The sequence below is a fragment of the [Actinomadura] parvosata subsp. kistnae genome (assembly GCF_900323885.1).
Lineage (GTDB): Bacteria > Actinomycetota > Actinomycetes > Streptosporangiales > Streptosporangiaceae > Nonomuraea > Nonomuraea composti.
On sequence record NZ_OOHJ01000018.1, the window covers coordinates 3,152,781 to 3,176,063 of the forward strand.

General features: G+C 71.6%; 26 protein-coding genes. 20 read left to right on the forward strand and 6 right to left on the reverse strand.

The annotated features are described in order from the left end of the window. Positions 1-27: 27 nt before the first annotated feature. Positions 28-696 (reverse strand): response regulator, encoded by a 669-nt coding sequence (locus KIS93_RS34770; RefSeq protein WP_080043679.1) that lies wholly within the window; start codon positions 694-696, stop codon positions 28-30. Then, the gene (locus KIS93_RS34775; RefSeq protein ID WP_155128714.1) at positions 693-1,820 is read right to left on the reverse strand and encodes a sensor histidine kinase; all 1,128 of its coding nucleotides are present in this window, start codon (positions 1,818-1,820) and stop codon (positions 693-695) included. Before KIS93_RS34775 ends, KIS93_RS34770 begins: the two co-directional genes overlap by 4 nt. A gap of 168 nt (positions 1,821-1,988) precedes the next feature. Here KIS93_RS34775 and KIS93_RS34780 point away from each other — a divergent pair, with 168 nt between their 5' ends. The 10 genes from KIS93_RS34780 (at position 1,989) to KIS93_RS34825 (ending at position 9,265) form a co-directional block, all read left to right on the forward strand. Beyond that, positions 1,989-3,152 carry an acetoin utilization protein AcuC gene (locus KIS93_RS34780; RefSeq protein WP_080043677.1) on the forward strand — a complete coding sequence of 388 codons (1,164 nt, stop codon included), beginning with the start codon at positions 1,989-1,991 and terminating at the stop codon, positions 3,150-3,152. A gap of 46 nt (positions 3,153-3,198) precedes the next feature. After that, on the forward strand, positions 3,199-3,981 hold the full coding sequence (locus KIS93_RS34785) for a phosphatase (RefSeq protein ID WP_080043676.1): 783 nt from the start codon (positions 3,199-3,201) through the stop codon (positions 3,979-3,981). Positions 3,982-4,293: 312 nt separating this feature from the next. Then, positions 4,294-4,497 (forward strand): helix-turn-helix domain-containing protein, encoded by a 204-nt coding sequence (locus KIS93_RS34790; protein ID WP_026214222.1) that lies wholly within the window; start codon positions 4,294-4,296, stop codon positions 4,495-4,497. Between the two features lie 174 nt (positions 4,498-4,671). Then, positions 4,672-4,770: a 30S ribosomal protein bS22 gene (locus KIS93_RS34795; protein WP_018654693.1), complete on the forward strand. Its 99-nt coding sequence runs from the start codon at positions 4,672-4,674 to the stop codon at positions 4,768-4,770. 22 nt (positions 4,771-4,792) lie between these two features. Then, positions 4,793-5,788 carry an NAD-dependent epimerase/dehydratase family protein gene (locus tag KIS93_RS34800; RefSeq protein WP_080043675.1) on the forward strand — a complete coding sequence of 332 codons (996 nt, stop codon included), beginning with the start codon at positions 4,793-4,795 and terminating at the stop codon, positions 5,786-5,788. A 34-nt stretch (positions 5,789-5,822) separates the two neighbouring features. Continuing rightward, the gene (locus KIS93_RS34805; protein WP_418113260.1) at positions 5,823-6,746 is read left to right on the forward strand and encodes a lysophospholipid acyltransferase family protein; all 924 of its coding nucleotides are present in this window, start codon (positions 5,823-5,825) and stop codon (positions 6,744-6,746) included. Positions 6,747-6,818: 72 nt separating this feature from the next. Beyond that, a complete protein-coding gene (locus KIS93_RS34810) occupies positions 6,819-7,616 on the forward strand; it encodes an SDR family NAD(P)-dependent oxidoreductase (RefSeq protein WP_080043673.1) in 798 nt (265 codons plus the stop codon). A gap of 58 nt (positions 7,617-7,674) precedes the next feature. Continuing rightward, on the forward strand, positions 7,675-8,253 hold the full coding sequence (locus KIS93_RS34815) for an RNA polymerase sigma factor (RefSeq protein ID WP_080043672.1): 579 nt from the start codon (positions 7,675-7,677) through the stop codon (positions 8,251-8,253). A 2-nt stretch (positions 8,254-8,255) separates the two neighbouring features. Beyond that, positions 8,256-8,492 (forward strand): hypothetical protein, encoded by a 237-nt coding sequence (locus KIS93_RS34820; protein WP_186404580.1) that lies wholly within the window; start codon positions 8,256-8,258, stop codon positions 8,490-8,492. Further along, positions 8,489-9,265: an LCP family protein gene (locus KIS93_RS34825; RefSeq protein ID WP_186404581.1), complete on the forward strand. Its 777-nt coding sequence runs from the start codon at positions 8,489-8,491 to the stop codon at positions 9,263-9,265. Before KIS93_RS34820 ends, KIS93_RS34825 begins: the two co-directional genes overlap by 4 nt. A gap of 7 nt (positions 9,266-9,272) precedes the next feature. Here the strand turns inward: KIS93_RS34825 and KIS93_RS34830 are convergent, their stop codons facing one another. Genes KIS93_RS34830 through KIS93_RS34840 form a run of 3 tightly spaced genes read right to left on the reverse strand, consistent with a single transcriptional unit; the run spans position 9,273 to position 11,506 of the window. Further along, the gene (locus tag KIS93_RS34830; protein ID WP_230465652.1) at positions 9,273-10,130 is read right to left on the reverse strand and encodes an HAD family hydrolase; all 858 of its coding nucleotides are present in this window, start codon (positions 10,128-10,130) and stop codon (positions 9,273-9,275) included. A 30-nt stretch (positions 10,131-10,160) separates the two neighbouring features. Next, positions 10,161-10,796, reverse strand: coding sequence for a DUF5667 domain-containing protein (locus tag KIS93_RS34835; RefSeq protein ID WP_155128712.1), 636 nt, complete (start codon positions 10,794-10,796; stop codon positions 10,161-10,163). Positions 10,797-10,855: 59 nt separating this feature from the next. After that, a complete protein-coding gene (locus KIS93_RS34840) occupies positions 10,856-11,506 on the reverse strand; it encodes a sigma-70 family RNA polymerase sigma factor (protein WP_080043668.1) in 651 nt (216 codons plus the stop codon). Positions 11,507-11,685: 179 nt separating this feature from the next. Between KIS93_RS34840 and KIS93_RS34845 the strand changes: the two genes are divergently transcribed. Then, on the forward strand, positions 11,686-13,200 hold the full coding sequence (locus KIS93_RS34845) for a putative quinol monooxygenase (protein ID WP_080043667.1): 1,515 nt from the start codon (positions 11,686-11,688) through the stop codon (positions 13,198-13,200). A 45-nt stretch (positions 13,201-13,245) separates the two neighbouring features. Here KIS93_RS34845 and KIS93_RS34850 read toward each other — a convergent pair whose 3' ends face one another. Then, positions 13,246-13,482, reverse strand: a complete 237-nt coding sequence (locus KIS93_RS34850) for a glutaredoxin family protein (RefSeq protein WP_080043666.1) — start codon at positions 13,480-13,482, stop codon at positions 13,246-13,248. A gap of 115 nt (positions 13,483-13,597) precedes the next feature. Here KIS93_RS34850 and KIS93_RS34855 point away from each other — a divergent pair, with 115 nt between their 5' ends. The 9 genes from KIS93_RS34855 to KIS93_RS34895 all read left to right on the forward strand — a co-directional run bounded on the left by KIS93_RS34855 (position 13,598) and on the right by KIS93_RS34895 (position 23,237). After that, positions 13,598-14,275, forward strand: coding sequence for a redox-sensing transcriptional repressor Rex (locus KIS93_RS34855; RefSeq protein ID WP_155128710.1), 678 nt, complete (start codon positions 13,598-13,600; stop codon positions 14,273-14,275). Beyond that, positions 14,272-15,528 (forward strand): glutamyl-tRNA reductase, encoded by a 1,257-nt coding sequence (locus KIS93_RS34860; RefSeq protein ID WP_080043665.1) that lies wholly within the window; start codon positions 14,272-14,274, stop codon positions 15,526-15,528. The genes KIS93_RS34855 and KIS93_RS34860 overlap by 4 nt, the downstream gene beginning before the upstream one ends. After that, on the forward strand, positions 15,525-16,445 hold the full coding sequence (gene hemC / locus KIS93_RS34865) for a hydroxymethylbilane synthase (RefSeq protein WP_080043664.1): 921 nt from the start codon (positions 15,525-15,527) through the stop codon (positions 16,443-16,445). The genes KIS93_RS34860 and hemC overlap by 4 nt, the downstream gene beginning before the upstream one ends. 35 nt (positions 16,446-16,480) lie before the next feature. After that, positions 16,481-17,995, forward strand: a complete 1,515-nt coding sequence (locus KIS93_RS34870) for a bifunctional uroporphyrinogen-III C-methyltransferase/uroporphyrinogen-III synthase (RefSeq protein ID WP_155128708.1) — start codon at positions 16,481-16,483, stop codon at positions 17,993-17,995. Further along, positions 17,992-18,975 carry a porphobilinogen synthase gene (gene hemB / locus KIS93_RS34875; RefSeq protein WP_080043662.1) on the forward strand — a complete coding sequence of 328 codons (984 nt, stop codon included), beginning with the start codon at positions 17,992-17,994 and terminating at the stop codon, positions 18,973-18,975. Before KIS93_RS34870 ends, hemB begins: the two co-directional genes overlap by 4 nt. Positions 18,976-19,142: 167 nt before the next feature. After that, positions 19,143-19,784 carry a bifunctional DNA primase/polymerase gene (locus KIS93_RS34880; RefSeq protein ID WP_080043661.1) on the forward strand — a complete coding sequence of 214 codons (642 nt, stop codon included), beginning with the start codon at positions 19,143-19,145 and terminating at the stop codon, positions 19,782-19,784. Positions 19,785-19,821: 37 nt separating this feature from the next. Continuing rightward, a complete protein-coding gene (gene hemL / locus KIS93_RS34885; protein WP_080043660.1) occupies positions 19,822-21,111 on the forward strand; it encodes a glutamate-1-semialdehyde 2,1-aminomutase in 1,290 nt (429 codons plus the stop codon). Between the two features lie 511 nt (positions 21,112-21,622). Further along, positions 21,623-22,543, forward strand: coding sequence for a LysR family transcriptional regulator (locus KIS93_RS34890; RefSeq protein WP_080043659.1), 921 nt, complete (start codon positions 21,623-21,625; stop codon positions 22,541-22,543). Between the two features lie 55 nt (positions 22,544-22,598). Beyond that, positions 22,599-23,237 (forward strand): histidine phosphatase family protein, encoded by a 639-nt coding sequence (locus KIS93_RS34895; protein ID WP_080047335.1) that lies wholly within the window; start codon positions 22,599-22,601, stop codon positions 23,235-23,237. Positions 23,238-23,283 lie beyond the last annotated feature (46 nt).

Below are 23,283 nucleotides of genomic sequence, written 5' to 3' on the forward strand. Positions count from 1 at the left end.
GGGCGGCGGCGTCATAGGACCGTGGTCCTACGCTCCTGGTTGGACGAGCGCCGCCTCGTACGCGATGATCACGGCCTGGGCGCGGTCCCTGACGCCGAGCTTGGCGAACAGGCTCGTCACGTGGTTCTTCACGGTCGAGGGGGAGACGGCCAGGCCGGCGGCGATCTCGGCGTTCGAGCGGCCGCGGGCGATGAGCACCAGGATCTCCCGCTCGCGGTCGGTGAGCGCGGCCAGCTCGGCGGGCGCGGCGCGGGCCGGCGTGGTGCGCACGAACGTGCCGATGAGCCGGGTCAGCAGGCGCGGGGCGACGGCCGACTCGCCCCGGTGCACGACGCGCACGCCCTCGATCAGCTCCTCGGGAGAGACGTCCTTGGGCAGGAACCCGTCGGCGCCCGCGCGCAGCGCCGCCACCACGTTCTCGTCCAGGTCGAACGTGCTGAGCGCGAGCACCCGCACGCCCGGCAGCTCGGTGGTGATCAGCTCGGTGGCGCGGACGCCGTCCATGCCGGGCATGTGCAGGTCCATCAGCACCACGTCGGGGCGCAGCCGCCGGCTCAGCGCCACGGCCTGCTCGCCGTCGGCGGCCTCGCCGACCACGCTCATGTCAGGCTGGGCGTCGAGCATCAGCTTGAAGCCGGTACGGACGAGCGCGTGGTCGTCCACCAGCAGCACGCCGATCTTCTCTCCAGGGGTCATGCCTGCTCCAGCGGGATACGGGCGTGCACGCGGAATCCTCCTTCTGGGCGGGGCCCGGTGGACAGCTGGCCGCCGCACAGGGCGACCCGCTCGGCCATGCCGCCGAGCCCGAAGCCGGGCGTGCCGCCGTCCTTGGGCAGGCCGTCGTCGAGCACCTCGACCTCCACGGCGGAGGTCTCGTAGGCCAGGCGCACGCTGGCCCTGGCGCCGAGAGCGTGCTTGCGGGTGTTGGTGAGCGCTTCCTGGACGATGCGGTAGACGGCGTGGTCCACGGCGGCGGGCAGCTCGACGGGCTCCCCAGTGACGGTCAGCTCGGCCGGCAGGCCCGCGGACCTGGCCTCCTTGACCAGGGCGGGCAGGCGGTCGGCGCCCACGCCGGTGGCGGCGTCCGGCCCCTCGCTGCCGTCGGCCCGCAGCACGTCCAGCAGGCGGCGCATCTCGGTCATCGCCTGGCGGGCGGTCTGCTCGGCGCTCTCCAGGGCGTCCCTGGTGACGGCCTGCTCGGGCGGCAGCGTGGCGCGGGCGCCGCCGACCAGGGCGTTGATGACGGTGATGTGGTGGGCGACGACGTCGTGCAGTTCCCTGGCGATGCGCCGCCGTTCGGCGCGGACGGCGGCGTCGGCGGCCTCGCGCCGGCCGCGCTCGTTGAGCTCGTGCCTGAGCCGGAAGACCTGGCCCAGCCCGACGGGCAGGACGACGAGGAACACGGCGGCCAGCCAGCCGGCCTGCATCGGGGTGGCGAGGTCGAGGAGGAGGGCGTAGAAGAGCCAGGCGGCCCCGGAGGCGATGGCGGTGGTGCGGCCGGGCGCGTAGCGGCTCAGGCTGTAGAGGGCGACGGTCGTGCCGATGTTGGGGCCGTCGACGAGGCCCGTCACGATGCACACGGCGTCGATGGCGGCGACCACGCTCATGGTGGTGACCGGCCGGTTGCGGCGCATGAGCAGGGGCAGCACGGTCAGCAGGTAGTGCACGTTGCCCAGGGCGAGCGGGAGGTCGCCCCGGAGCAGCACGGCGACGCCGCCGAGGATCGAGGGGACGACGAGCAGGATCACCAGCGTCCGGTCGGCGACCTTGGGACGCTGGAAGAACCGCACCACCCTCGTCAAGGCCCGCACCACGCGCACGACCAAACCCTATTCAGTAAATGTCGGTATTGCCGGGAGGTTTTCGGCGCCGCATCCAGGAGGAGAACGTCGCAGCCGGTACGAGAACGAGCCGAAGCCCGGGCTACAACGCGCCGTCTGCCCTGCGGTAACGTCGGCGCAAGGCGAGGGACACGCGGAGGGGTTGGCATGAGCCGGTCGGCACGGGTGATCTGGGACGACGCTCTCACCTCCTACAACTTCGGCCCGAGCCATCCACTCGCCCCCGTGCGGGTGGAGCTCACCATGGCGCTGGCCCGCGAGCTGGGCGTGCTCGACAAGGTCGAGCTGAGCGGCTGCGGCCCCGCGAGCGACGACGAGCTGTCCATGGTGCACAGCCGCTCCTACATCGAGGCGGTCAAGCGGGTCTCGGCCGACGGCCGCCCCGACCTGTCCGCGGGGCTGGGCACGACCGACAATCCCGCGTTCGCGGGCGTGCACGAGGCGTCCGCGCTGATCGCCGGGGCGTCGCTGGCGGCGGCCCGCGCGGTGTGGGAGGGCGCGGCCGAGCACGCGGTCAACGTCGCGGGCGGGCTGCACCACGCGATGCCGGCCACGGCCAGCGGGTTCTGCGTCTACAACGATCCGGCGCTGGCCATCGCCTGGCTGCTGCGGCAGGGCGTGAGCCGCGTCGCGTACGTGGACGTGGACGTGCACCACGGCGACGGCGTGCAGACGATCTTCTACGACGACCCCAGGGTGCTGACGATCAGCCTGCACGAGAGCCCGCGCACGCTGTTCCCCGGCACCGGCTTCCCCGAGGAGACGGGGGCCGAGGGCACGGCCGTCAACGTCGCGCTCCCGGCCGGCACCGGCGACTCCGGCTGGCTGCGGGCCTTCCACGCGGTGGTGCCGCCGCTGCTGCACGAGTTCAGGCCCGAGATCCTGGTGACGCAGCACGGCTGCGACAGCCACGCGCTCGACCCGCTGGCCAACCTCATGCTGAGCGTCGACGGCCAGCGGGCCGCGTACGCCGCGCTGCACCGCCTGGCCCACGAGACGGCGGGCGGCCGGTGGATCGCCACCGGCGGCGGCGGTTACGAGCTGGTGCAGGTGGTGCCGCGGGCGTGGACGCACCTCATCGCCGAGGTGGCGGGCCATCCGGTCGATCCGGCCACGCCGACGAGCCAGGGCTGGCGCCGGTTCGTACGGGAGCGGACGGGCGAGACACCGCCGCTGACCATGACGGACGGCCGAAACCCGGAATTTCGTGACCTGTCCGGTGGTTATGATCCAGCGGACCCCATTGACCGTGCGGTCATGGCGACCCGAAACGCGGTGTTCCCCCTGCACGGCCTCGATCCGCTGCCCTGACTGAGGCTGCACGGCCTCGATCCGTTGCCCTGACGAGGAAGAACCAGTGCTGAGCCGCGACGAACTCCGAGATCATCTCATCCAGAGCCGCATAGCCGGCGATGTCGCGACCCCCCGCGAGAACAACCTGGACCACTACAGCTCGCTGGCGAACGGCGACCCCTATTACGCGCTGGGCCTGACCTTCGACCAGCCGTGGTCGTACCGCGACATCCTCGCCCTGATGGCCAAGTCCGCGGGCGTCGTGCCCGACGCGGGCCACCGCTGGGGCCAGGACACCATCGACCCCGACCTGACCATCGACGCGATCGACGCGATGGCCGAGCGCATCGCCGCCGTGCTGTCGCGGCCGGAGCCGCGCATCCTGTTCGCCACCGGCCACCCCACGGGCCTGCTGGCCGTGCACCTGCCGCTGGCCGCCTTCTGCGCGGCCAGGGGAGCGCGGCTGCTGTCCCCCGCCGAGGGCTGGACGTACGCGGGGTCGGGTTTCGGTCGTCCCAGAAGGATCCGTTATCTGCAGGACATCGCCATGCTCGACGACCGGGGCGCGCTGGTGCACACGCACGACGCGGCCCCGATGCGGCACATGCTCGGCGAGCTGAACGGCGACCTGCCCGACCTCGTGATCGCCGACCATGGCTGGGCGGGAGCGGCGGGTGAGGCGGGTGTGCCCACGGTGGCGTTCGCCGACAGCAACGACCCCGGGCTCTTCGTCGGTGAGGCGGAAGGCAAGCTTGACGTGGTCGTGCCACTCGACGACAACGTGCTACCGCGTTATTACGCTCCGCTGACGGAGAGGTTGGTCACAGGAGTCTCACAAGCCCTTTGAGTCTAATTCGGTCATCCGCATACCGTCTTTTCGCGCCTGCATTCCAAGAGGCTCGCTGTCCCTTTGCCAACTTTTGATGGGGCCTCGGCGACTCTTATGTGTGGCAGCTTGGACAGTTCCAACGTCCAAGTGCGGTGCTCGGCCAGGCCGTTGGCCAGCGATTTCGCTGGTTCGGCTGACAGGTGGCTCCGCCCGTTGAGAAACTAGGGGGTTTGCGCACTCGGAGTCCCGACTTACGCTGACGGCAGTACACGTGCGTGAGCAATGGCACCAGTGGGGATAACCCGGAAACACGTGCGGAAGAGGCGTCCGATGGGTGCAGGCGAAAGACCTCTCAGTGAGGTGAAGTTCCTGACCGTCGCAGAAGTGGCGACGGTCATGAGGGTGTCCAAGATGACGGTGTACCGGCTCGTCCACTCGGGTGAGCTGCCGGCCATCAGAGTCGGCCGATCGTTCAGGGTGCCTGAGCAGGCGGTACACGACTATCTGCGGGAGGCCTACATCGAGGCAGGTTGACGTAGCGACACGCCGAGACGTGTCGTGAGTGCTCTCGCGGGAGAGGCCCGGCCGGCGCTGCTGCGGCCGGGCCCTCACCCCCCGAGGGGCGATCCACCATGGATCGCCGGTAGTCTGTGAGCCGGTGTGCGCTCGCACTCCGGTTCAGACGTGCTATCAGTACCTGGGGGTCCCGTGGGCTCTGTGATCAAGAAGCGCCGCAAGCGGATGGCTAAGAAGAAGCACCGCAAGCTGCTCAAGAAGACGCGCATCCAGCGGCGCAACAAGAAGTAATCGACGCAGCTGCGAGGCGCTGATGACCCACACCGTGCTTGTCACCGGGGTCTCGCGCCACATAGGCGCCCGGGTGGCGAGTGCTCTGGCGGCAGACCCGGACATCAGCCGTGTCATCGGAGTGGACACCGTGCCGCCCCCCTCGCTGACGCGAGACGGCGGCATCTCTCTGGGCCGGACGGAGTTCGTCCGGGTCGATCTGCGCAGCCCCGACATCGCTCAGGTGATCGCGGCCGCGGACATCGACACTGTTGTGCACATGAGCCTGGTCAGCGCTCCGTCGAAGAACGGCGGCAGGGCGGCCATGAAAGAGCACAACGTCATCGGCACCATGCAGTTGCTCGGTGCCTGCCAGCGGTCGGCGACCGTGCGGCGCGTGGTGGTGCGCTCCACCACCGCCGTCTACGGCTCGTCGCCCCGCGACCCGGCGGTGTTCACCGAAGACCTGGAGCCGCACGAGGGTCCCGTCCACGGTTACGCGAAAGACGCGGCCGAGGTCGAGGGCTACGTGCGGGGCTTCGCCCGGCGCCGGCCCGACGTGGTCGTCTCGCTGCTGCGCTTCGCCAACTTCATGGGTCCCGGCGTCGACTCGCCGCTGACCCGTTACTTCACCCAGCCGGTGCTGCCGACGGTGTTCGGCTTCGACCCGCGGCTGCAGTTCGTCCACGAGGACGATGCGGTCGAGGTGCTGCGCCGGATGGCGACGGAGGATCACCCCGGCACGTACAACGTGGCCGGGGCCGGTGTGCTGCTGCTGTCGCAGTGCGCCAGGAGGGCGGGGCGGCCGACGCTGCCGCTGCTCTCGCCCGCCTTCAAGGTGCTGGGCGGCGCCGTGCGCCGGATCGGGCTGGTGGAGTACTCCCCTGAGCAGGTCCGGCTGATGAGCCACGGCCGTGCCGTCGACATCAGCCGGCTGGAGGCCGAGCTGGGCTGGAAGCCCAAGTTCACCACCGGGGCGGCCTTCGACGACTTCCTGCGCTCCCGCGGCCTGCGGCCGCTCGGAGGTGTGCGGGCGTGAGCGTCCCCCGCGAGCAGTCCGGAGGTGTGCGCGCGTGAGCGTCCCCCGCGAGGAGAAGGGCCGCGTGATCCCCATCAGCGCGGCACCGTCCTTCGACGACCGGCAGAGCCCCGCCGACGAGCTCGCCGACCACCTCGCCAGGCTGCTGGCGTTCCTGCGCAGGCGCGTCACCGGCGACTACGAGGTCGACGAGTTCGGCTACGACGCCGAGCTGACCGACAAGGTCGTGCTGGAGCTCATCAGGCCGCTCTACACCCACTGGTTCAGGGTCGAGACGGTCGAGCTGAAGAACATCCCGCACGACAGCGGCGCCCTGGTCGTCGCCAACCACTCCGGCACGCTGCCGCTCGACGCGCTCATGCTGCAGGTGGCGCTGCACGACGAGGCCGGCCGGCCGCTGCGGCTGCTCGGCGCCGACCTGGTCTACCAGCTTCCGCTGCTCAGCCACCTGGCCCGCAAGACCGGCCACACGCTGGCCTGCCGCGAGGACGCCGACCGGCTGCTGCGCAAGGGCGAGCTGGTCGGGGTCTTCCCCGAGGGCTTCAAGGGCGTCGGCAAGCCGTTCTCCGAGCGCTACAAGCTGCAGCGCTTCGGCCGCGGGGGCTTCGTCGCCTCCGCCATCCGCGCGGGGGTGCCGATCGTGCCCACCGCGATCGTGGGGGCCGAGGAGATCTATCCCAAGATCGGCGATCTGAAGACCCTGGCCAGGATGCTCGGGCTGCCCTACCTGCCGATCACCCCGTTCTTCCCGCTGCTGGGCCCGCTCGGGCTGGTGCCGCTGCCGTCTAAGTGGATGATCGAGTTCGGCGAGCCGATCCGCACGGATGAGTACGAACCGTCGGCCGCCGACGACCCCATGCTGGTCTTCAACATCACCGACCACGTGCGCGAGGTCATCCAGCAGCTGCTCAACGAGCTGCGGCTGCGCAGAGGGCACGCCTTCCCGCCGTTTCTGTAGCTCCCGGGTGCAACCGCCCCGATCCCGCCGGTGTTCTGTGCACGGACTGAAGGAACACCGAAGGGAAACCCCATGGATCTGCAGCTTTCCGGCCGCGTCGCCGTCGTCACCGGCGCGTCCAAGGGCATCGGCCTGGCCGTCGCCCGCACCCTGGCCGAGGAGGGCGCCCACGTGGTCGCCGTCTCCCGCACGCCGTCGGACGCGCTCGCCGACGCCAAGGTGACGCACGTCGCGGCCGACCTGATGGACCCCGCCGCGCCCGCCCGGGTCGTGGCGCGGGCGGTGGAGGAGTTCGGCGGGCTGGACATCGTGGTCAACAACGCCGGCGGGCCGCCGCCCGGGACGACGCTGCCGCGGGCCGGGTTCATGACCCCGGACGACGCCGACTGGGCGGCGATGTTCGAGTTCAACCTGTTCGCGGCCGTCCGCATGATCCGCGCCGCCGTGCCGCACCTGCTGGAGCGCGGCGGCGGCTCGATTGTGAACGTCTCCTCGACCATGGCCAGGCAGCCCTCCGCCGTGAACGTGGACTACGGCGCGGCGAAGGCGGCCGTGCTGGCGCTGAGCAAGTCGCTGTCCGCCGAGTACGCCCCGCAGGGCATCAGGGTCAACACGGTCACGCCCGGAGCGGTGCTGACGGACTGGTGGACGAAGGAGGGCGGCGCGGCCGAGGTCTTCGCCGGCATGGTCGGCTCCGACCGCGACAGCGTGCTCACCGAGGTGGCTCCTACGATGATGGGGCTGGCCACCGGCCGGCTCGTCCACGTGCAGGAGATCGCCGACACGGTCGCGCTGCTCGCCTCGCCCCGCTCCGGCAGCACGACGGGCGCCGAGTTCGTGATCGACGGGGGCCAGCTCAAGGAGATCTGAACCCTTTGGGCGGGTTGTGGCGAGACATCCGTGACCGATCCCCCACAGAAGGGCGGAGATGATCACGCAACCCGCCGTCAGGGGTGCGGACGCCGACCTCGTACGAGCCTCGTGGACCGAACCCGAGGCCTTCGCCGAGCTCTTCGACCGCTACTCCGCCATGCTCTACCGCTACGTCTCCCGCCGCCTCGGCCCCGAACCCGCCGAGGACCTCGTCGGTGAGACGTTCCTGGTCGCCTTCTCCCGCAGGAAGAGCTACGACCTGGCGTACCCGGACGCCAGGCCGTGGCTGTTCGGCATCCTGACCAAGCTCGTCTCCCGCCACCACCGCACCGAGGCGGCCCGCTACCGCGCCCTCCTGCGCGCCCCCGTGGACTCCGAGGTGGAGTCGCCCGCCGACCGGGTGGCCGCCGGGGTGACCGCGCAGGCCGTGCGCGCGGAGCTGGCCGGCGCCCTGGCCGCGCTGCCCGCCAGGGACCGCGACGTGCTGCTGCTGATCGCCTGGGGCGACCTGACGTACGAGGAGGCGGCCCGCGCGCTCGGCATCCCCGTGGGCACCGTGCGCTCCCGCCTCAACAGGGGCAGGCGGAAGGTGCGTGCCGCGCTCGGCGACGCCAACCCGATGGAGGAGGAGTGACGATGGACGACCTGAAGCTGCTCCGCGACCTCGGGGCCGAGCTGGAGCACCAGCCACCCGCCACGCTCGCCCGCCAGCGCGAGCGGTTCCTGCGCGCCCGGCCCCGGCGCCGCTGGTCGGCGTGGTGGACGGCCGGGCTCGTGGCCGCCGCCACGGCCGCGGCGGTCGCGGCGCCGGTGGCGTTCATCGCGGCCCGGCCGACCGCCGCGCCCCCGCCGGGACGGACACGGCCGACATGAGCGGCACCAGGAACATCCTGGTGATCGGCTCGGACACGCGCGAGGGCGCCGGCAACGAGCGCTACGGCCCCGAGTCGGCCAGGCGGAACGCGGGCCAGCGCTCCGACACCATCATGATCGTGCACATCCCCGCCGACCGGGGCAAGGCCACCGCGGTCAGCGTCTCGCGCGACTCCATGGTGCGCATCCCGCGCTGCGGGACGGAGCCCGCCCGGCTCGACATGATCAACTCGGCCTACGCCAAGGGCGGCGTGAGCTGCCTGAGGGCGACGCTGGAAAAGCTCACGGGGCTGCGGCTGCACCACACGGTGGACGTGGACTTCAACGGCTTCAAGACCATGGTGGACGCCCTCGGCGGCGTGACCGTCAAGCTTCCCCGGCCTGTGGACGACGCGGCCGCGAAGCTGAAGCTGCCCGCGGGCGAGAGCGTGCTGAACGGGGAGCAGGCCCTCGGCTACGCGCGCCTGCGCCACTACGGCGACGGCTCCGACATCGCGCGGATCAAGCGGCAGCAGGCGCTGGTGCTGGCGATGCTGAAGAAGGCGCAGCGGCAGCTGGTCGCGGACCCGGCCAAGCTCAAGGCGTTCCTGGGCGAGATGCGCAAGGGCGTGCGGACGGACCTGAGCGTGGAGGAGATGTACGAGCTGGGCAGGCAGCTCCAGGAGGTCGAGATGAGCGTCGCGGCGGTGCCGTGGGAGCCCTACCCGGGTAACCCCAACCGGATCCAGTGGAAGCAGCCGGCGGCCACCGCGCTGTTCGACTCGCTGAAGTAGGGGGCGGTCAGCGGCGGTAGTGGCGGCGCAGGGCGATGCCCGCCGCCACGCCGCCCGCCACGGCGCCCACGCCGGCCGCGATGGGCAGCGCCGTCAGCGTGGCCTTGCGGCCGGTGCGGAAGTCTCTGACCTCCCAGTCGTGCTTCCTGGCGTGCTCGCGCAGCTCGTTGTCGGGGTTGATCGCGACGGCGGTGCCGACCAGCGAGAGCATCGGCAGGTCGTTGGCCGAGTCGCTGTAGGCGGTGCAGCGGGTCAGGTCGAGGCCCTCCCTGCGGGCCAGCGCGCGCACCGCCTCGGCCTTGGCGGGGCCGTGCAGCAGGTCGCCGACGAGCCGGCCGGTGTAGACGCCGTTGCTGGTCTCGGCGACCGTGCCGAGCGCGCCCGTCAGGCCGAGCCGCTGCGCGATCACCCGGGCCAGCTCGATCGGCGTGGCGGTGACCAGCCAGACGCGCTGGCCGGCGTCGAGGTGCTGCTGGGCGAGCGCGCGGGTGCCGCCCCAGATGCGGTCGGCCATGACCTCGTCGTAGATCTCCTCGCCGAGGCGGACGACGTCGTCGACCTTGGCCCCGGCGACGAACGCCAGCGCCGTCTCGCGGGCCACCGCGATGTGCTCGGGGTTCTCGTTGCCGCGCAGCCGGAACACCGCCTGCCCGACCGCGAACTTGAACAGGTCGGACGTGGTGAACAGCCCGCGCGTGGCCAGGCCCCTGGCGAAGTGGTAGATCGACGCGCCGCGCATCATCGTGTTGTCGACGTCGAAGAAGGCCGCGGCCTCCAGGTCCGGCTCGACGGGCGCGACGGTGACCGCCGCCTGCGCCGCGACCTCGCCGGCGACCTCGGGCTGCGTCTCGTGTCGTCGTCGCATAAGCCGCCACATGGGCTTCAGCTTACTTACCTACTCAGGGGCGACCAGACCCTCGATGTAGTCGAGGTAGCCCTCGGCCTGGGCGAGCTGGTCCTCGTCGAGCTCCTGGAGCATGGGCTTGACGGTCTCCTCCTGCTCCCGGGCGAATTTCTTGATCTTCGGCGAGCGCGGCTCGGCGCGTTCGAGCCTGCTGATGCCCGACCGGGTGGACTCCTCCATGTCCTTGAGCGTCTTCTTGACCAGCGGGCCGTCGGCGGAGGAGCCGAGCAGGCTGGCGACCTCCTTGGCGCGGGTCTTGGCGGAGTCCAGCTCGCGCTCGGCGCGTTCCGCCTCGCCGGGGCTGAGGTGCACGAGCGTGGTCTCGGCGGCGCGCTTGAGCGGGTAGAGCGAGTCGCCGGGCACAGCCTGGTAGGTCGCGAAGGAGGAGACCATCAGCGCCGCCGCCAGCCCCACGGCGGCCAGTTGCGACAGCAGCGGCCGGCGCCGCGGCAGGTCACGGCGCGCCCGCTCGGCGGCGGGCTCCGGCTCGGCCTCCAGGGCCCCGGACAGCAGCTCCGCACGCAGCCGCTCCTTGAAGGCGGCTCCCGGAGCGCCGCCGAGAGGCAGCTCCCGCAGCTCGGTGAGCTGCTCCAGCACGCGTTCGCGCCGCCTGCGCGCCCTACTCATGACGGCTCCCTGACCGACGCGGCCATGACACCTGCTTAACGAGGGGCGGATGGTGGAGGTTACGCCAGGTCGTGCTTGAGAGCCCTGGCCAGGGCCCGGACGGCACGGAACTGCAGCGCTTTGATCGCTCCACTCTTCTTCCCCATGATCAGCGCGGTTTCCGCGAGCGAGAGGCCGTGCAGGAAGCGCAGGACGACGCATTCCTGTTGTTCGGGATTGAGGTCTCGTACGGCACGCAGCACCCGATCGTTGATGATGGCCGTGACCACGGCGTTCTCGGGGATGTGCGAGCCGTCGAGCGGAACGTCGATGACCTCGCCGGTCGGGATCTCCAGCCGGTAGCGCCCCGACTTGAAGTGGTCGGTCACCAGGTTGCGCGCGATGGTCACGAGCCAGGCCCCGAAGTCGCGGCCCTGCCAGGTGAAGTCGCCGATCCTGCGCAGCGCCCGCAGGAAGGTCTCGCTGGTGAGGTCCTCCGCGAGGGGGTGGGAGCCCACCCGGAAGTAGATGTAGCGGTAGACCAGGTCGACGTAGCGGTCGTAGAGCGTGCCAAAGGACTGCGTGCAGCCGTTCTTGGCGTGCATCACCAGCGTGCGCAGGTCGCCGGAGACATCTTCCGGGACGTCTTCGCGCACGGCGAACTCGCCCGTCCGGGCAGGTCCAGCGACCGCTGGAGCGAGCAGCCCGGCGAACGGCGACGAGTCAGGCATCCGGTATCCCTAGGGGTAAGGGGTGCGGCGTGCTCGAACACTCTAGAAATCAACCGGAAAATCCACAATCCACGGAAGTCATGCATGACTAGGCGTAATCGGCGGATACCGTGGTGGACCGACCCGTTCCCTCTTCGGCTACCGGCTGGGAGGCATCGTCCGGCAGCATTGGAGTCACCATGGAGATCCTCGTTGCTGTCATAGCTTTTGCCGGTGCGCTCCTGGCCGCCGCCGCGGCCGGTGCCCTGATCCAACGACTGCGCGACGAGCCTGAGGGGTGGTTGGTCGCCTGGACCGTTGCAGTCGTGGGCCTGTGCCTGTCACTCCTTGTGATCGGCATCGGCTACCTCGCCGGCTTCGGCGGCCTCACGTTCCGGATCTACCAGGTGACCGGGTCGCTGGTGGCGCCGCTCTGGCTGGCCATCGGCCTGGTGCAGCTGCTGTCGGAGAAGGTGCCGCCCAGGTTCCTGGCATGGCTGCTCGGCGGCGCGCTGACCTTCGTGTCCGTCGTGATCATGGTCTGGGACCCGCTGAAAACCGAGGACATGGGCAAGAGCCTGCCTTCAGGCTCGGCCCACTGGAACGTCTTCCCCGGCTACCTGCTCACCGGCGCCCACGTGGTCTCCCTGCTCGTCATGCTGGCCATGCTGGTGGTGGCGGGCATCAAGTGGCGCAACGGCGACGAGTACGACACCGACAACCTGCACGCGACCGTGGTCGTCGTCCCGTCGGGGCTGGCGCTGGTGGGCGCGCTGCGCTTCGCGGTGGCGCCGCTGTTCACCACGGCGCTGCTCGCCGTGGCCGCCGCCGCGGTCTGGTACACCGTCCTGCGGCCGCTGGCGCCGTACGAGGACGACGACGAGGACGATTTCGACGACGACCGCGAGCCGCGCTCCTCGCGCCGGGAGGAGCGCTCTCAGCGCCGCGAGGAGCCTCCGGTGCCGCGGGCGATGCCGCGTCCGACTCCGGGCGAGGAGCGTCCCCTGGCGCTCGACGAGCACCGGATGACGCCCGGCGAGCGCCCGATGTTCCGCGACGAGGTGCCGCCGCGCGGCGGCCGCAGGGGCGCGCCCGAGCCCGTGCCGGCCGCGGACCTGCCGCCCGCGCCGCCGCGCCGCGCGTCCGGGCTGGGCGACCTCGTGGCCGAGTACCGCGCCGGCGACGAGGGCCACCGGCAGCGCGAGGTCGACTACGCGGCCCGCATGGCCGCCCCGCTCGACGACGGCCCCTCCACGGGCTACATCATGAACGGCGCCCCCTCCGTGAGCCCGCCCCCGCCGCCGCCCGCCCCGGCCACGGGCGCGATCTTCCCCGGCGCCGACCTGTTCTCGCCCGCGCAGCAGCAGCCCGGCTCCGGCCGGCCCGCGCCGGGCATCTACGGCATGCTCACCGTCTTCACGATCATGGACGGCGCGGGCGACGCGTTCGACCGGCTGGCCGAGGCGACCGTCGAGGCCGTGCGGCGCGGCGAGCCCGACACGCTCGTGTACGTCTGCCACGCCGTGAAGTCCGCGCCGCTGCAGCGCATCGTCTACGAGCTCTACCGCGACGAGGTCGCCTACCGCGACCACCAGCGGCAGCCGCACGTCGAGCGGTTCGTCAACGAGCGGCAGGCGATGGTGCTGGCCACGAACGTCATCGAGCTCAACGTGAACGCGGCGAAGGTGGTGCCGCTGCCCACCGTCGGCTACTGAGAGACCGCCGACTACTGAGAGACCGTCGGCTGCTGAGCTGGACCGTCAGCTGCTGAGCGCCGCGCGCAGGCGCGCCTCGTCGACCCGCCAGAAGTCGTGTTGCACGCCGTCGATCAGCGTGACCGGGATCATCTCCCAGTACTTCTCCTGCAACTCGGCCGAGGACTCGATGCTGACCTCCTCCCACGGCACGCCGAGCTCGCCCGCGACCCTGGCGATGACCTCGCGCGCGTCGTCACACAAGTGACAGCCGGGTTTGCCGAGCAACGTGATGCGATGCATACGGCAACCGTACCGCCGCCGACTTTGTGCATCGGTTCACAAAGGGATTAACCTGAAAGACGGTTCGATTCCGTCACGCGGTCCCCAAGCCGCCCGTTCCCTGGAGCACCGGCACGTGAAGAGCCCGTCCCAGCCCCGTGACCGCGGTATTCCCGAGGCGACGGTCGCCAGGCTTCCGCTGTACCTCAGGGCGCTGCACGGGATGGCCGAGCGGGGCATCGCGACGGTCAGCTCCGAGGACCTCGCCGTCGCCGCCGGTGTCAATTCCGCGAAGTTGCGCAAGGATCTGTCACACCTCGGCTCGTACGGCACGCGCGGCGTAGGCTATGACGTTGAATACCTCGTCTACCAGATCTCCCGCGAGCTCGGCCTGACGCAAGACTGGGCGGTCGCGATCGTCGGTGTCGGTAACCTCGGCCGCGCGCTGGCCAATTACGGCGGCTTCGTCTCCAGGGGCTTCCGGGTCGCCGCGCTCGTGGACGCCGACCCCGAAGTCGTGGGCGACACCATCGCGGGATTGAATGTGGAGCACATCGACGACCTGGAAGCCGTCATCAAGCGGCGTGGAGTTTCGATCGTGGTTCTGGCGACACCGGCGGCAGCGGCGCAGGAGGTCTGCGATCGCGTGGTCGCCGTGGGCGTCACCAGCATCCTGAACTTCGCCCCGGTCGTGCTCTCCGTGCCGGAGAGCGTCGATGTCCGTAAGGTCGATCTATCCATAGAACTGCAGATTCTCGCGTTCCACGAGCAACGCAAAGCTGGGGGGCCGCTCATGGCGGTGGACAGTCAATGAGTGTTCTGGCCATCGGACTCAGCCACCGCACCGCGCCGGTGGCTCTGCTGGAGCGCGTCTCGGTCACGGGCGACGCGCTCGTCAAGCTCCTGCACGACGTACGGCAGGATCCGTGCGTCGCGGAGGCCATGGTGGTCTCGACCTGCAACCGGGTCGAGGTCTACGTCACGGTCGACCGTTTCCACGCCGCCGTCACATCCATCAGCAACCTCCTGGGCGTCCACTCGGGCGTCCCCGTCGACGAGCTGACCCCGCACTTCTACGTTCATTACGAGGAGCGGGCGGTCGAGCACCTGTTCTCCGTGGTGTGCGGGCTCGACTCCATGGTGGTCGGCGAGGGCCAGATCCTCGGCCAGGTCCGCCAGGCGCTCAAGCTGGCGCAGCGCCAGGGCACGGTCGGGGCCACCCTCAACGAGCTGGTCCAGCAGGCGCTGCGCGTCGGCAAGCGGGCCCAGACCGACACCGGCATCGACAAGCACGGCGCCTCCCTCGTCACCGCCGGCCTCGCGCTCGCGGGCGACCTCGCGGGGCGGCGCGCCCTGGTGATCGGCGCGGGCTCGATGAGCTCGCTGGCCGCCGCCACGCTGTCGCGCGCCGGGGTCACCGACATCGTCGTGGCCAACCGCACGTACGAGCGGGGCGCCCGGCTGGCCGCGTCCGTCGGCGGGCGGGCCGTCGAGTTCTCCCGCGTCGGCGACGAGCTGGCCGCCGCCGACATCGTCATCACCTGCACGGGCGCCGGCCGGCACATCATCACGCCCGACATGCTGGCCGGGCCGGCGTTCCTGCTGGACCTGGCGCTGCCGCACGACATCGACCCCGCCATGCGCGCCGTGCCCGGCGTCACGCTGGTGGACCTGGAGACGATCCAGGAGTCCGGCATCGGCTCGCGCGAGGGCGACGCGGTGCAGTCCGTCCGCGCCCTGGTCGCCGCCGAGCTGCGCGCCTACCTCGACGCCGAGCGGGCCGCCAGGGTCACCCCGACCGTGGTGGCGCTGCGCAGCAAGGCGGCGAGCGTGGTGGAGTCGGAGCTGGGCCGCCTGCTCATGCGCGTGCCCGACCTCGACGAGCGGGCCAGGGACGAAGTGGCCATGACCGTCCAGCGGGTCGTCGACAAGCTGCTTCACGAGCCGACTGTGCGTGTCAAGCAGCTCGCCACCTGCCCGGGGGGCGATCATTATGCGGAAGCCCTGCGTGAGCTGTTCAACCTGGATCCGAAGATGCCCGAGGCCGTGAGGGAGGTGGAGCTGTGACGTCGCGGTCCGGCGCGTTGCGGCTCGGAACCCGCCGCAGCCTCCTCGCGACCACGCAGTCGCAGATGGTGGCCGACGCCTACACCGAGCGCACCGGCAGGGCGGTCGAGCTGGTCGGCGTCACCACGTTCGGCGACGTCACCAAGGCGCACCTGGCGCAGCTCGGCGGCACGGGCGTGTTCGTCAGCGCGCTGCGCGACAAGCTCGTCGAGGGCGAGATCGACTTCGCCGTCCACTCGCTCAAGGACCTGCCGACCAGGCAGGACCCCCGCTTCACGCTGGCCGCGCTGCCGGCCCGGCACGACCACCGCGACGCGCTGGTCGGCACGCACAAGTTCGCCGACCTCGCGCCCGGCGCCCGGGTCGGCACCGGCTCGCCGCGCCGCGTCGCCATGCTCAGCGCGCTCCGCCCCGATCTGGAGTACGTCGCCATCCGCGGCAACGCCGACACGCGCATCGGCAAAGTCAATTCCGGCGAGCTCGACGCGGTCGTGCTCGCCTCGGCCGGGCTGCACCGCATCGGCCGCGACGCCGAGATCGCGCAGATCTTCGAGGTCGAGGAGCTGCTGCCCGCGCCCGGCCAGGGCGCGCTGGCCGTCGAGTGCCGCGCCGACCGTGCCGACGTCATCGAGTTCCTGCGCGTGCTCGACGACCCCCGTACCCGCTCCGCGGTGACCGCCGAGCGAGCCCTGCTCGCCGCCCTGGAGGCCGGGTGCGCCGCTCCGGTGGGTGCGTTCGCCGCCGATGACGGGCACACTCTGAACCTGACCGCTGTGGTCGTCTCCATCGACGGCCGCGAAACGGTCCGCAAGTCCGCCGCCGGCTCTCCTTCGGAGGCTGCGAACCTGGGCCGCCTCCTAGCGGCCGAGATGATCGCCGAAGGTGCCGACAGATTGATGGGGGAGCATTCCCATTGAGCTCCGATAGTCCAACCTCCGGTTTCGTCGCGTTCGTGGGCGCGGGTCCAGGCGACCCCAACCTGCTGACGCTCCGCGCCGCCGAGCTGCTCGCCAAGGCCGACGCTGTGGTGCTCGACGCCGAGACGCAGACCCCGTTGCTGCGCCACTGCCGTGAAGGCGTCGAGGTCGCCCAGGCCGCCGAAGGCGACCTCGTGCGGCGCGCCGCACGGGGGCAGCTCGTGGTCCGCCTCGTCGAAGGCGACCCCATGCTGTTCTCCTCGATCACCGAGGAGGCCGCTGCCTGCACCGCGGCGGAGGTGGACTTCGAGATCGTGCCCGGCGTGCCGCCCGCGACCGCCGTGCTCACCTACGCCGGCATCCCGCCGGCGACGGCGGTCCCCGAGTTCCGCGTCGTCGACGCCGCCCAGGAGCAGGACTGGGCGGCCCACGCCGCCTGCCGCGGCACGCTGGTCATCTACAACGGCATCGGCGACGCCGTGGCCATCGGCAAGGCGCTGATCGCCGGCGGCAAGCCCGACACCACGCCGGTCGCCGTCAGCAGCGGCGGCACCACCACCGAGCAGTACACCGTCGTGTCCTCGCTCGGCCGGCTCCAGGCCGACCTCAAGCACGCCGGGTTCACCGAGCCCGCGCTGATCGTGGTCGGCGAGGCCGTCGGGCAGCGCGACAAGCTGTCGTGGTTCGAGACCAAGCCGCTGTTCGGGTGGCGGGTGCTGGTGCCGCGTACGAAGGAGCAGTCGCGCAGCCTGTCCGAGCAGCTCATCGCCTACGGCGCGGTGCCCGAGGAGGTGCCGACCATCTCGGTCGAGCCGCCCCGCACCCCGCAGCAGATGGACCGCGCGATCAAGGGCCTGGTCACGGGCCGCTACGAGTGGGTGGCCTTCACCAGCGCCAACGCCGTCAAGGCGGTGCGGGAGAAGTTCGAGGAGTACGGCCTCGACGCCCGTGCCTTCGCCGGGCTCAAGGTGGCCGCCGTCGGCGACGCCACCTCGCGGGCCCTGATCGAGTTCGGGGTCAAGCCCGACCTGCTGCCCTCCGGCGAGCAGTCGTCCGAGGGGCTGGTGGCCGAGTGGCCGCCGTACGACTCGATGCTCGACCCGATCAACCGCGTGCTGCTGCCGCGCGCCGACATCTCCACCGACACGCTCGTGGCCGGGCTCACCGAGCTGGGCTGGGAGTGCGACGACGTCACCGCCTACCGCACCGTGCGGGCCGCCCCGCCGCCCGCGCCGATCCGCGAGGCCATCAAGGGCGGCGGCTTCGACGCCGTGCTCTTCACGTCCTCGTCCACGGTGCGCAACCTCGTGGGCATCGCGGGCAAGCCGCACAACGTCACCGTGATCGCGGTCATCGGGCCGCAGACGGCCAAGACGGCCGAGGAGTTCGGGCTCCGGGTCGACGTCATGGCCGACAAGCCGTCAGCCTCCGCCCTGGCCGCCGCGGTGGCCGAGTTCGGAGCCAAGCAGCGCCAGGCGGCGCTGGCCGCGGGAGACACGCCGCGCCGGCCGTCGCAGAACCGCCGGGGCGCGAGGAGGAGAGCCAGATGAGCGCCGAGTACCCCGTCGCCCGTCCCAGGCGGCTGCGCCGCAGCCCGGTGCTGCGCCGGATGGTGGCGGGCACCAGGCTGCACCCCGCCGACCTGATCCTGCCGCTGTTCGCCAAGGAAGGCATCAGCGAGCCGCAGCCCGTGGCCTCGATGCCGGGCGTCGTCCAGCACACCCGCGACTCGCTGCGCAAGGCCGCGCACGACGCCGCCGCGGCCGGGGTGGGCGGCCTCATCCTGTTCGGCATCCCGGCGGTGAAGGACGCCCGCGGCTCGGCCGCCGACGACCCCGACGGCGTGCTGCAGGTCGCGCTGCGCGACGTGGCCGCCGAGGTGGGCGACTCGATCGTGGTCATGGCCGACACCTGCCTCGACGAGTTCACCGACCACGGCCACTGCGGGATCCTCACCCCGTCCGGCGACGTGGACAACGACCTGACGCTGGAGCGCTACGCCTCCGTCGCGGTGGCCCAGGCCGAGGCGGGCGCGCAGATGGTGGCGCCCAGCGGCATGATGGACGGCCAGGTGGGCGCCATCCGCGCGGCCCTCGACGCCGCCGGCCACGGCACCGTGCCGATCCTGGCCTACTCCGCCAAGTACGCCTCCGCCTTCTACGGCCCGTTCCGCGACGCCGCCGAGTGCGCGCCGCAGTTCGGCGACCGCAGCACCCACCAGCAGGACCCGGCGGGCCGGCTGGGCGAGGCGCTGCGCGAGGTCCGCCTCGACCTCGCGGAGGGCGCCGACGCGGTCATGGTCAAGCCCGCGCTGGCCTACCTCGACATCATCGCCGGCGTCCGCGCCGAGGTGGACGTGCCCGTGGCCGCCTACCAGGTCAGCGGCGAGTACGCGATGATCGAGGCCGCCGCGGCCAACGGCTGGGTGGACCGCGAGCGGATGATCATGGAGTCGCTGGTCGCGATCAAGCGGGCCGGCGCCGACCTGATCCTGACCTACTGGGCCACGGAAGTGGCTCGACGGCTCTAACCAAGGGGTTTCCCGTCAACTCATGGGGCTCGTGGGTTAGAGTTGCATGACAAGTGCTGGTGTGTCCCGCGTGTGCGTAGGTGCCTGCGGCAGGCCGCTTGACCGCGGCTGCCGTTCCGTCCGGTGTCGGGGCCTCCTCAGGCGCTGTGAGTCGAACGGGAGACACCATGGTGGGGGTACCACTGGCTCGGCGTACCAAAAAGCGGGCCCGGAAACAAGCACGGCCGACACGCATCACGGCCGTGCTGGAGTACGCCGAGCTGGGCTGGCCCGTCGTGCCCGGTGCCTATCCGCTGCCGCACGGGCCGCGCGCGTGCTCCTGTGACCGCGTCGGTTGTCCCGACCCCGGCGCCCACCCGCTCTCGCCCGCCTGGCACATGCAGGCCACGACCGACACCGCCCAGCTCACGCGCTGGTGGCAGGCCGAGCCCGAGGCCAATGTGATCCTGCCCACGGGCCGCGTGTTCGACGTCTTCGACGTACCCCTCACCGTCGGCCTGTCCGCCCTCACCCGGATCGACGCCGCCGACGCCCACTCAGGCCCGGTCGCCGCCAACGGCGACCGGGTCTTGTTCTACGTGGCCACCCGCGGCAACCCCGAGGACGAGGACGAATGGTGGTCCTGCCACCTCGACTGCGACCCGGCCACCATCGACGACACGCCGGGGCTGCGCTGGCACTGCCGCGACAGCTACGTCCTGGCCCCGCCGTCCACGCTGCCGAGCGGGCAGCCCGTCTCGTGGCTGCGGCCGCCCGACGGCCGGCCGCTGCCCGACCCGCTGCGCATCCTGGAGTGGCTGGCCGACTGACCTCGGGGGCGGAGGCAGGGCCGGATAACCTAGGCCGGTGAGCCGTACACAGAACTCCGAGACCCTGTTCGCCCGCGCCCGCCGGATCGTGCCCGGGGGCGTCAACTCCCCGGTGCGCGCGTTCAACTCGGTGGGCGGCACGCCGCGTTTCATGGCCTCGGGGCAGGGGCCGTACATCACCGACGTCGACGGCAACCGCTACGTCGACCTCGTGTGCTCCTGGGGGCCGATGATCCTCGGGCACCGCCACCCGGCCGTCGTCGAGGCCGTCGAGCGGGCCGTCGCGAGCGGCTTCTCCTACGGCACCGCCACGCAGGGCGAGGTGGAGCTGGCCGAGGAGATCGTGGCGCGGGTGGCGCCGGTCGAGAAGGTGCGGCTGGTCAGCTCGGGCACCGAGGCGACGATGAGCGCGGTGCGGCTGGCCAGGGGGTTCACCGGGCGGTCGAAGGTGATCAAGTTCGCCGGCTGCTACCACGGGCACGTCGACGCGCTGCTGGCCTCGGCCGGGTCGGGGGTGGCCACGTTCGGGCTGCCCGACACGCCCGGGGTGACCGGGGCGTCGGCGGCCGACACGATCGTGCTGCCGTACAACGACCTCGCCGCCGTCGAGCGGGCCTTCGCCGCCGCGGAGATCGCGTGCGTGATCACCGAGGCGTGCCCGGCGAACATGGGGGTCGTCCCGCCGCGCGACGGCTTCAACGCGCGCCTGCGCGAGCTGTGCACCGCCCACGGCGCGCTGCTCATCGTGGACGAGGTGCTGACCGGCTTCCGCGTCTCCCCGGCGGGCTGGTACGGCCTCGACCCCGTCGACGCCGACCTGATGACGTTCGGCAAGGTCATGGGGGGCGGGCTGCCGGCGGCGGCGTTCGGCGGCCGGGCCGACGTGATGGCCAACCTCGCGCCCGAGGGGCCCGTCTACCAGGCGGGCACGCTGTCGGGCAACCCGCTGGCCTGCGCGGCGGGCCTGGCCACGCTGCGGGCCCTCGACGCCGACGCCTACGCCCGGGTCGACGCGGCGGCGCTCAAGGTGGGCGAGCTGGCCTCCGAGGCGCTGGCCAAGGCCGGGGTGCCGCACCGGCTGCAGCGGGCCGGCAGCCTGTTCTCGATCTTCTTCACCGACGCCGAGGTGACGGGCTTCGACGACGCCAAGACCCAGAACACCGCGGCCTTCACCGCGTTCTTCCACGCGATGCTCGACCAGGGCGTCTACCTGCCGCCGTCGGCCTACGAGGCGTGGTTCCTGTCGGCCGCGCACGACGACGAGGCCATCGGGCGGGTGGCCGAGGCGCTGCCCGCCGCCGCCGAGGCCGCCGCGGCGGCCCTGTGATCCCCGCTTGAGGTAGGCGCGCGGCCACGCCGGCCGCCGATGACCAGGGGAGCCATGGCGGGCAGCGCCAGGGCCCGCCCGCCCTCGACGGGACGGAGCCGGACGGGCGCCGTCCAGGGCGCGGCGCACCGGCGCGGGCCACAGCGGCGCCATCACCCCCACCACCATGACAAAGGCCGCCGGGATGGCGGCCTCTCTGTTGTTCTGCCCCCACTTCCGTCAGGTCGGGGGATCTGTCCGTCCTGACGATGCCGTGGGGTCAGCTCGTGATCACTGCGTCTGGTAACCGGCTGGGGGTGTACCTGCCCACACCCCCGGAGCGCTCGCTCAGCGAGCCGGCTTCTGGTAGCGGATGCGCTGCTCGCGGGCCTGCTCGGCGAGGACCTTGAGGTACGACACGGAGCCGGTCTGCTGCTTCTTCGTCTTCAGGATTCTCATGCATCTATTTTCATCTGCTACACATTCAACGACAAGCGAGACTTTCTACGCTAAACCGTTTAGGCTGGCTTACATGTTGGACCTGAACCGGCTCAAGGCTCTTCACGCTGTGCACGTCTACGGTTCGGTGGGCGCGGCGGCCGACGCGCTCATGGTCACCCCCTCGGCCGTCTCCCAGCAGATCGCCAAGCTGGAGCGCGAGACCGGCGCCCGCCTGATGGAGCGCAACGGGCGCGGCGTGCGCCTGACCGACGCCGCCGGCCTGCTGGCCGAGCACGCCGAGCGCATCCTCGCCCTGGTCGAGACCGCCGAGGCCGACTTCGAGGCGCTGCGCGGCGCGGTCGTCGGCCGGCTCAACGTGGCCGCCTTCCCCACCGCCGTCCGCGGCCTCATGCCGGGCGCGCTCGTCTCGCTCAAGCAGCGCCACCCCGACCTGTGGGTGCAGCTCAACGAGCGCGAGCCCGAGCGGGTCGTCCGCGAGGTGGCCAGGGGCGAGCTCGACCTCGGCGTGATCCAGGACTGGCTCAACCGCCCCATGGCCATCCCTGAGGGCCTGTCCAAGGCCACTCTGCTCGACGACGTCGCCGACGTGGCCGTGCCCGACGGCCACCCGCTGGCGGACGCCCGGGAGATCGAGCTGTCCGCCCTGCGCGGCGAGCAGTGGATCAGCGGCTCGCCCGGCACCGTCTGCCACGACTGGCTGGTGTTCACCCTGCGCAGCGCGTCGCTGGAGCCGGTGATCGCCTGCATGGCCGACGAGTACCCGACCCAGCTCGCGCTGGTCGCGGCCGGTCTGGGCTGCGCCATCGTGCCGCGGCTCGGCCGCGACTGCGTGCCGCCCGGCGTGCGGCTCGTCCCGCTGCTGCCGCGCCAGTCCCGGCGCATCTACGCGGTGTGGCGCACCGACGCGGCCCGCCGCCCCGCCATCAGGGCCATGGTCGAGGCGCTGGCCGAGTCGAGCAGGAAACAGGAGAACGCCTGGGCGGTGAGCTGACACCGGCCGGGGCCTGCGCCGCCCGGCGCGGGCGAGCGGATAGGCTGTGCGCACCATGGCTGAAACCACCGTCGTCCACCTGCTGCGCCACGGTGAGGTGCACAACCCCGCCGGCGTCCTCTACGGCAGGCTGCCCGGCTACCACCTGTCCGAGACAGGTCAGCTCATGGCCGAGACGGTCGCCAAGGCCGTCGGCGGCCGCGACATCGTCAAGCTCTACAGCTCGCCGCTCGAACGCGCCCTGGAGACGGCGGCCCCGCTCGCCGACAAGCTCGGCCTGGAGATCGAGCAGGACGACCGGCTGATCGAGGCGGGCAACCTCCTGGAGGGCCGCCCCGCCGGCCCGGGCCTCGGGCTGCTGCGCGACTGGCGCAACTACCGCTACTTCTACAACCCGCTGCGCCCGTCCTGGGGCGAGCCGTACCCCGCCATCGTCCGCCGGATGAAAGCGGTGATCGACATGGCCAGGGCGGCGGCGCGCGGGCACGAGACCGTGCTCGTCAGCCACCAGCTGCCCATCTGGGCCATCAGGTGCGCCGCCGAGGGCCGCAGGCTCTGGCACGACCCGCGGCGCCGCCAGTGCGCGCTGGCCAGCCTGACCACGCTCACCTTCGACGGCGACCGGCTGGTCAGCATCGGCTACAGCGAGCCCGCCGGATCACTGGAGACGGGCCCCTCCGTCCCTGGGGCCTGATGTCCGGAGCGCGGGGGCACCCCGGTAGAGTTGCAAGCTCTACCGG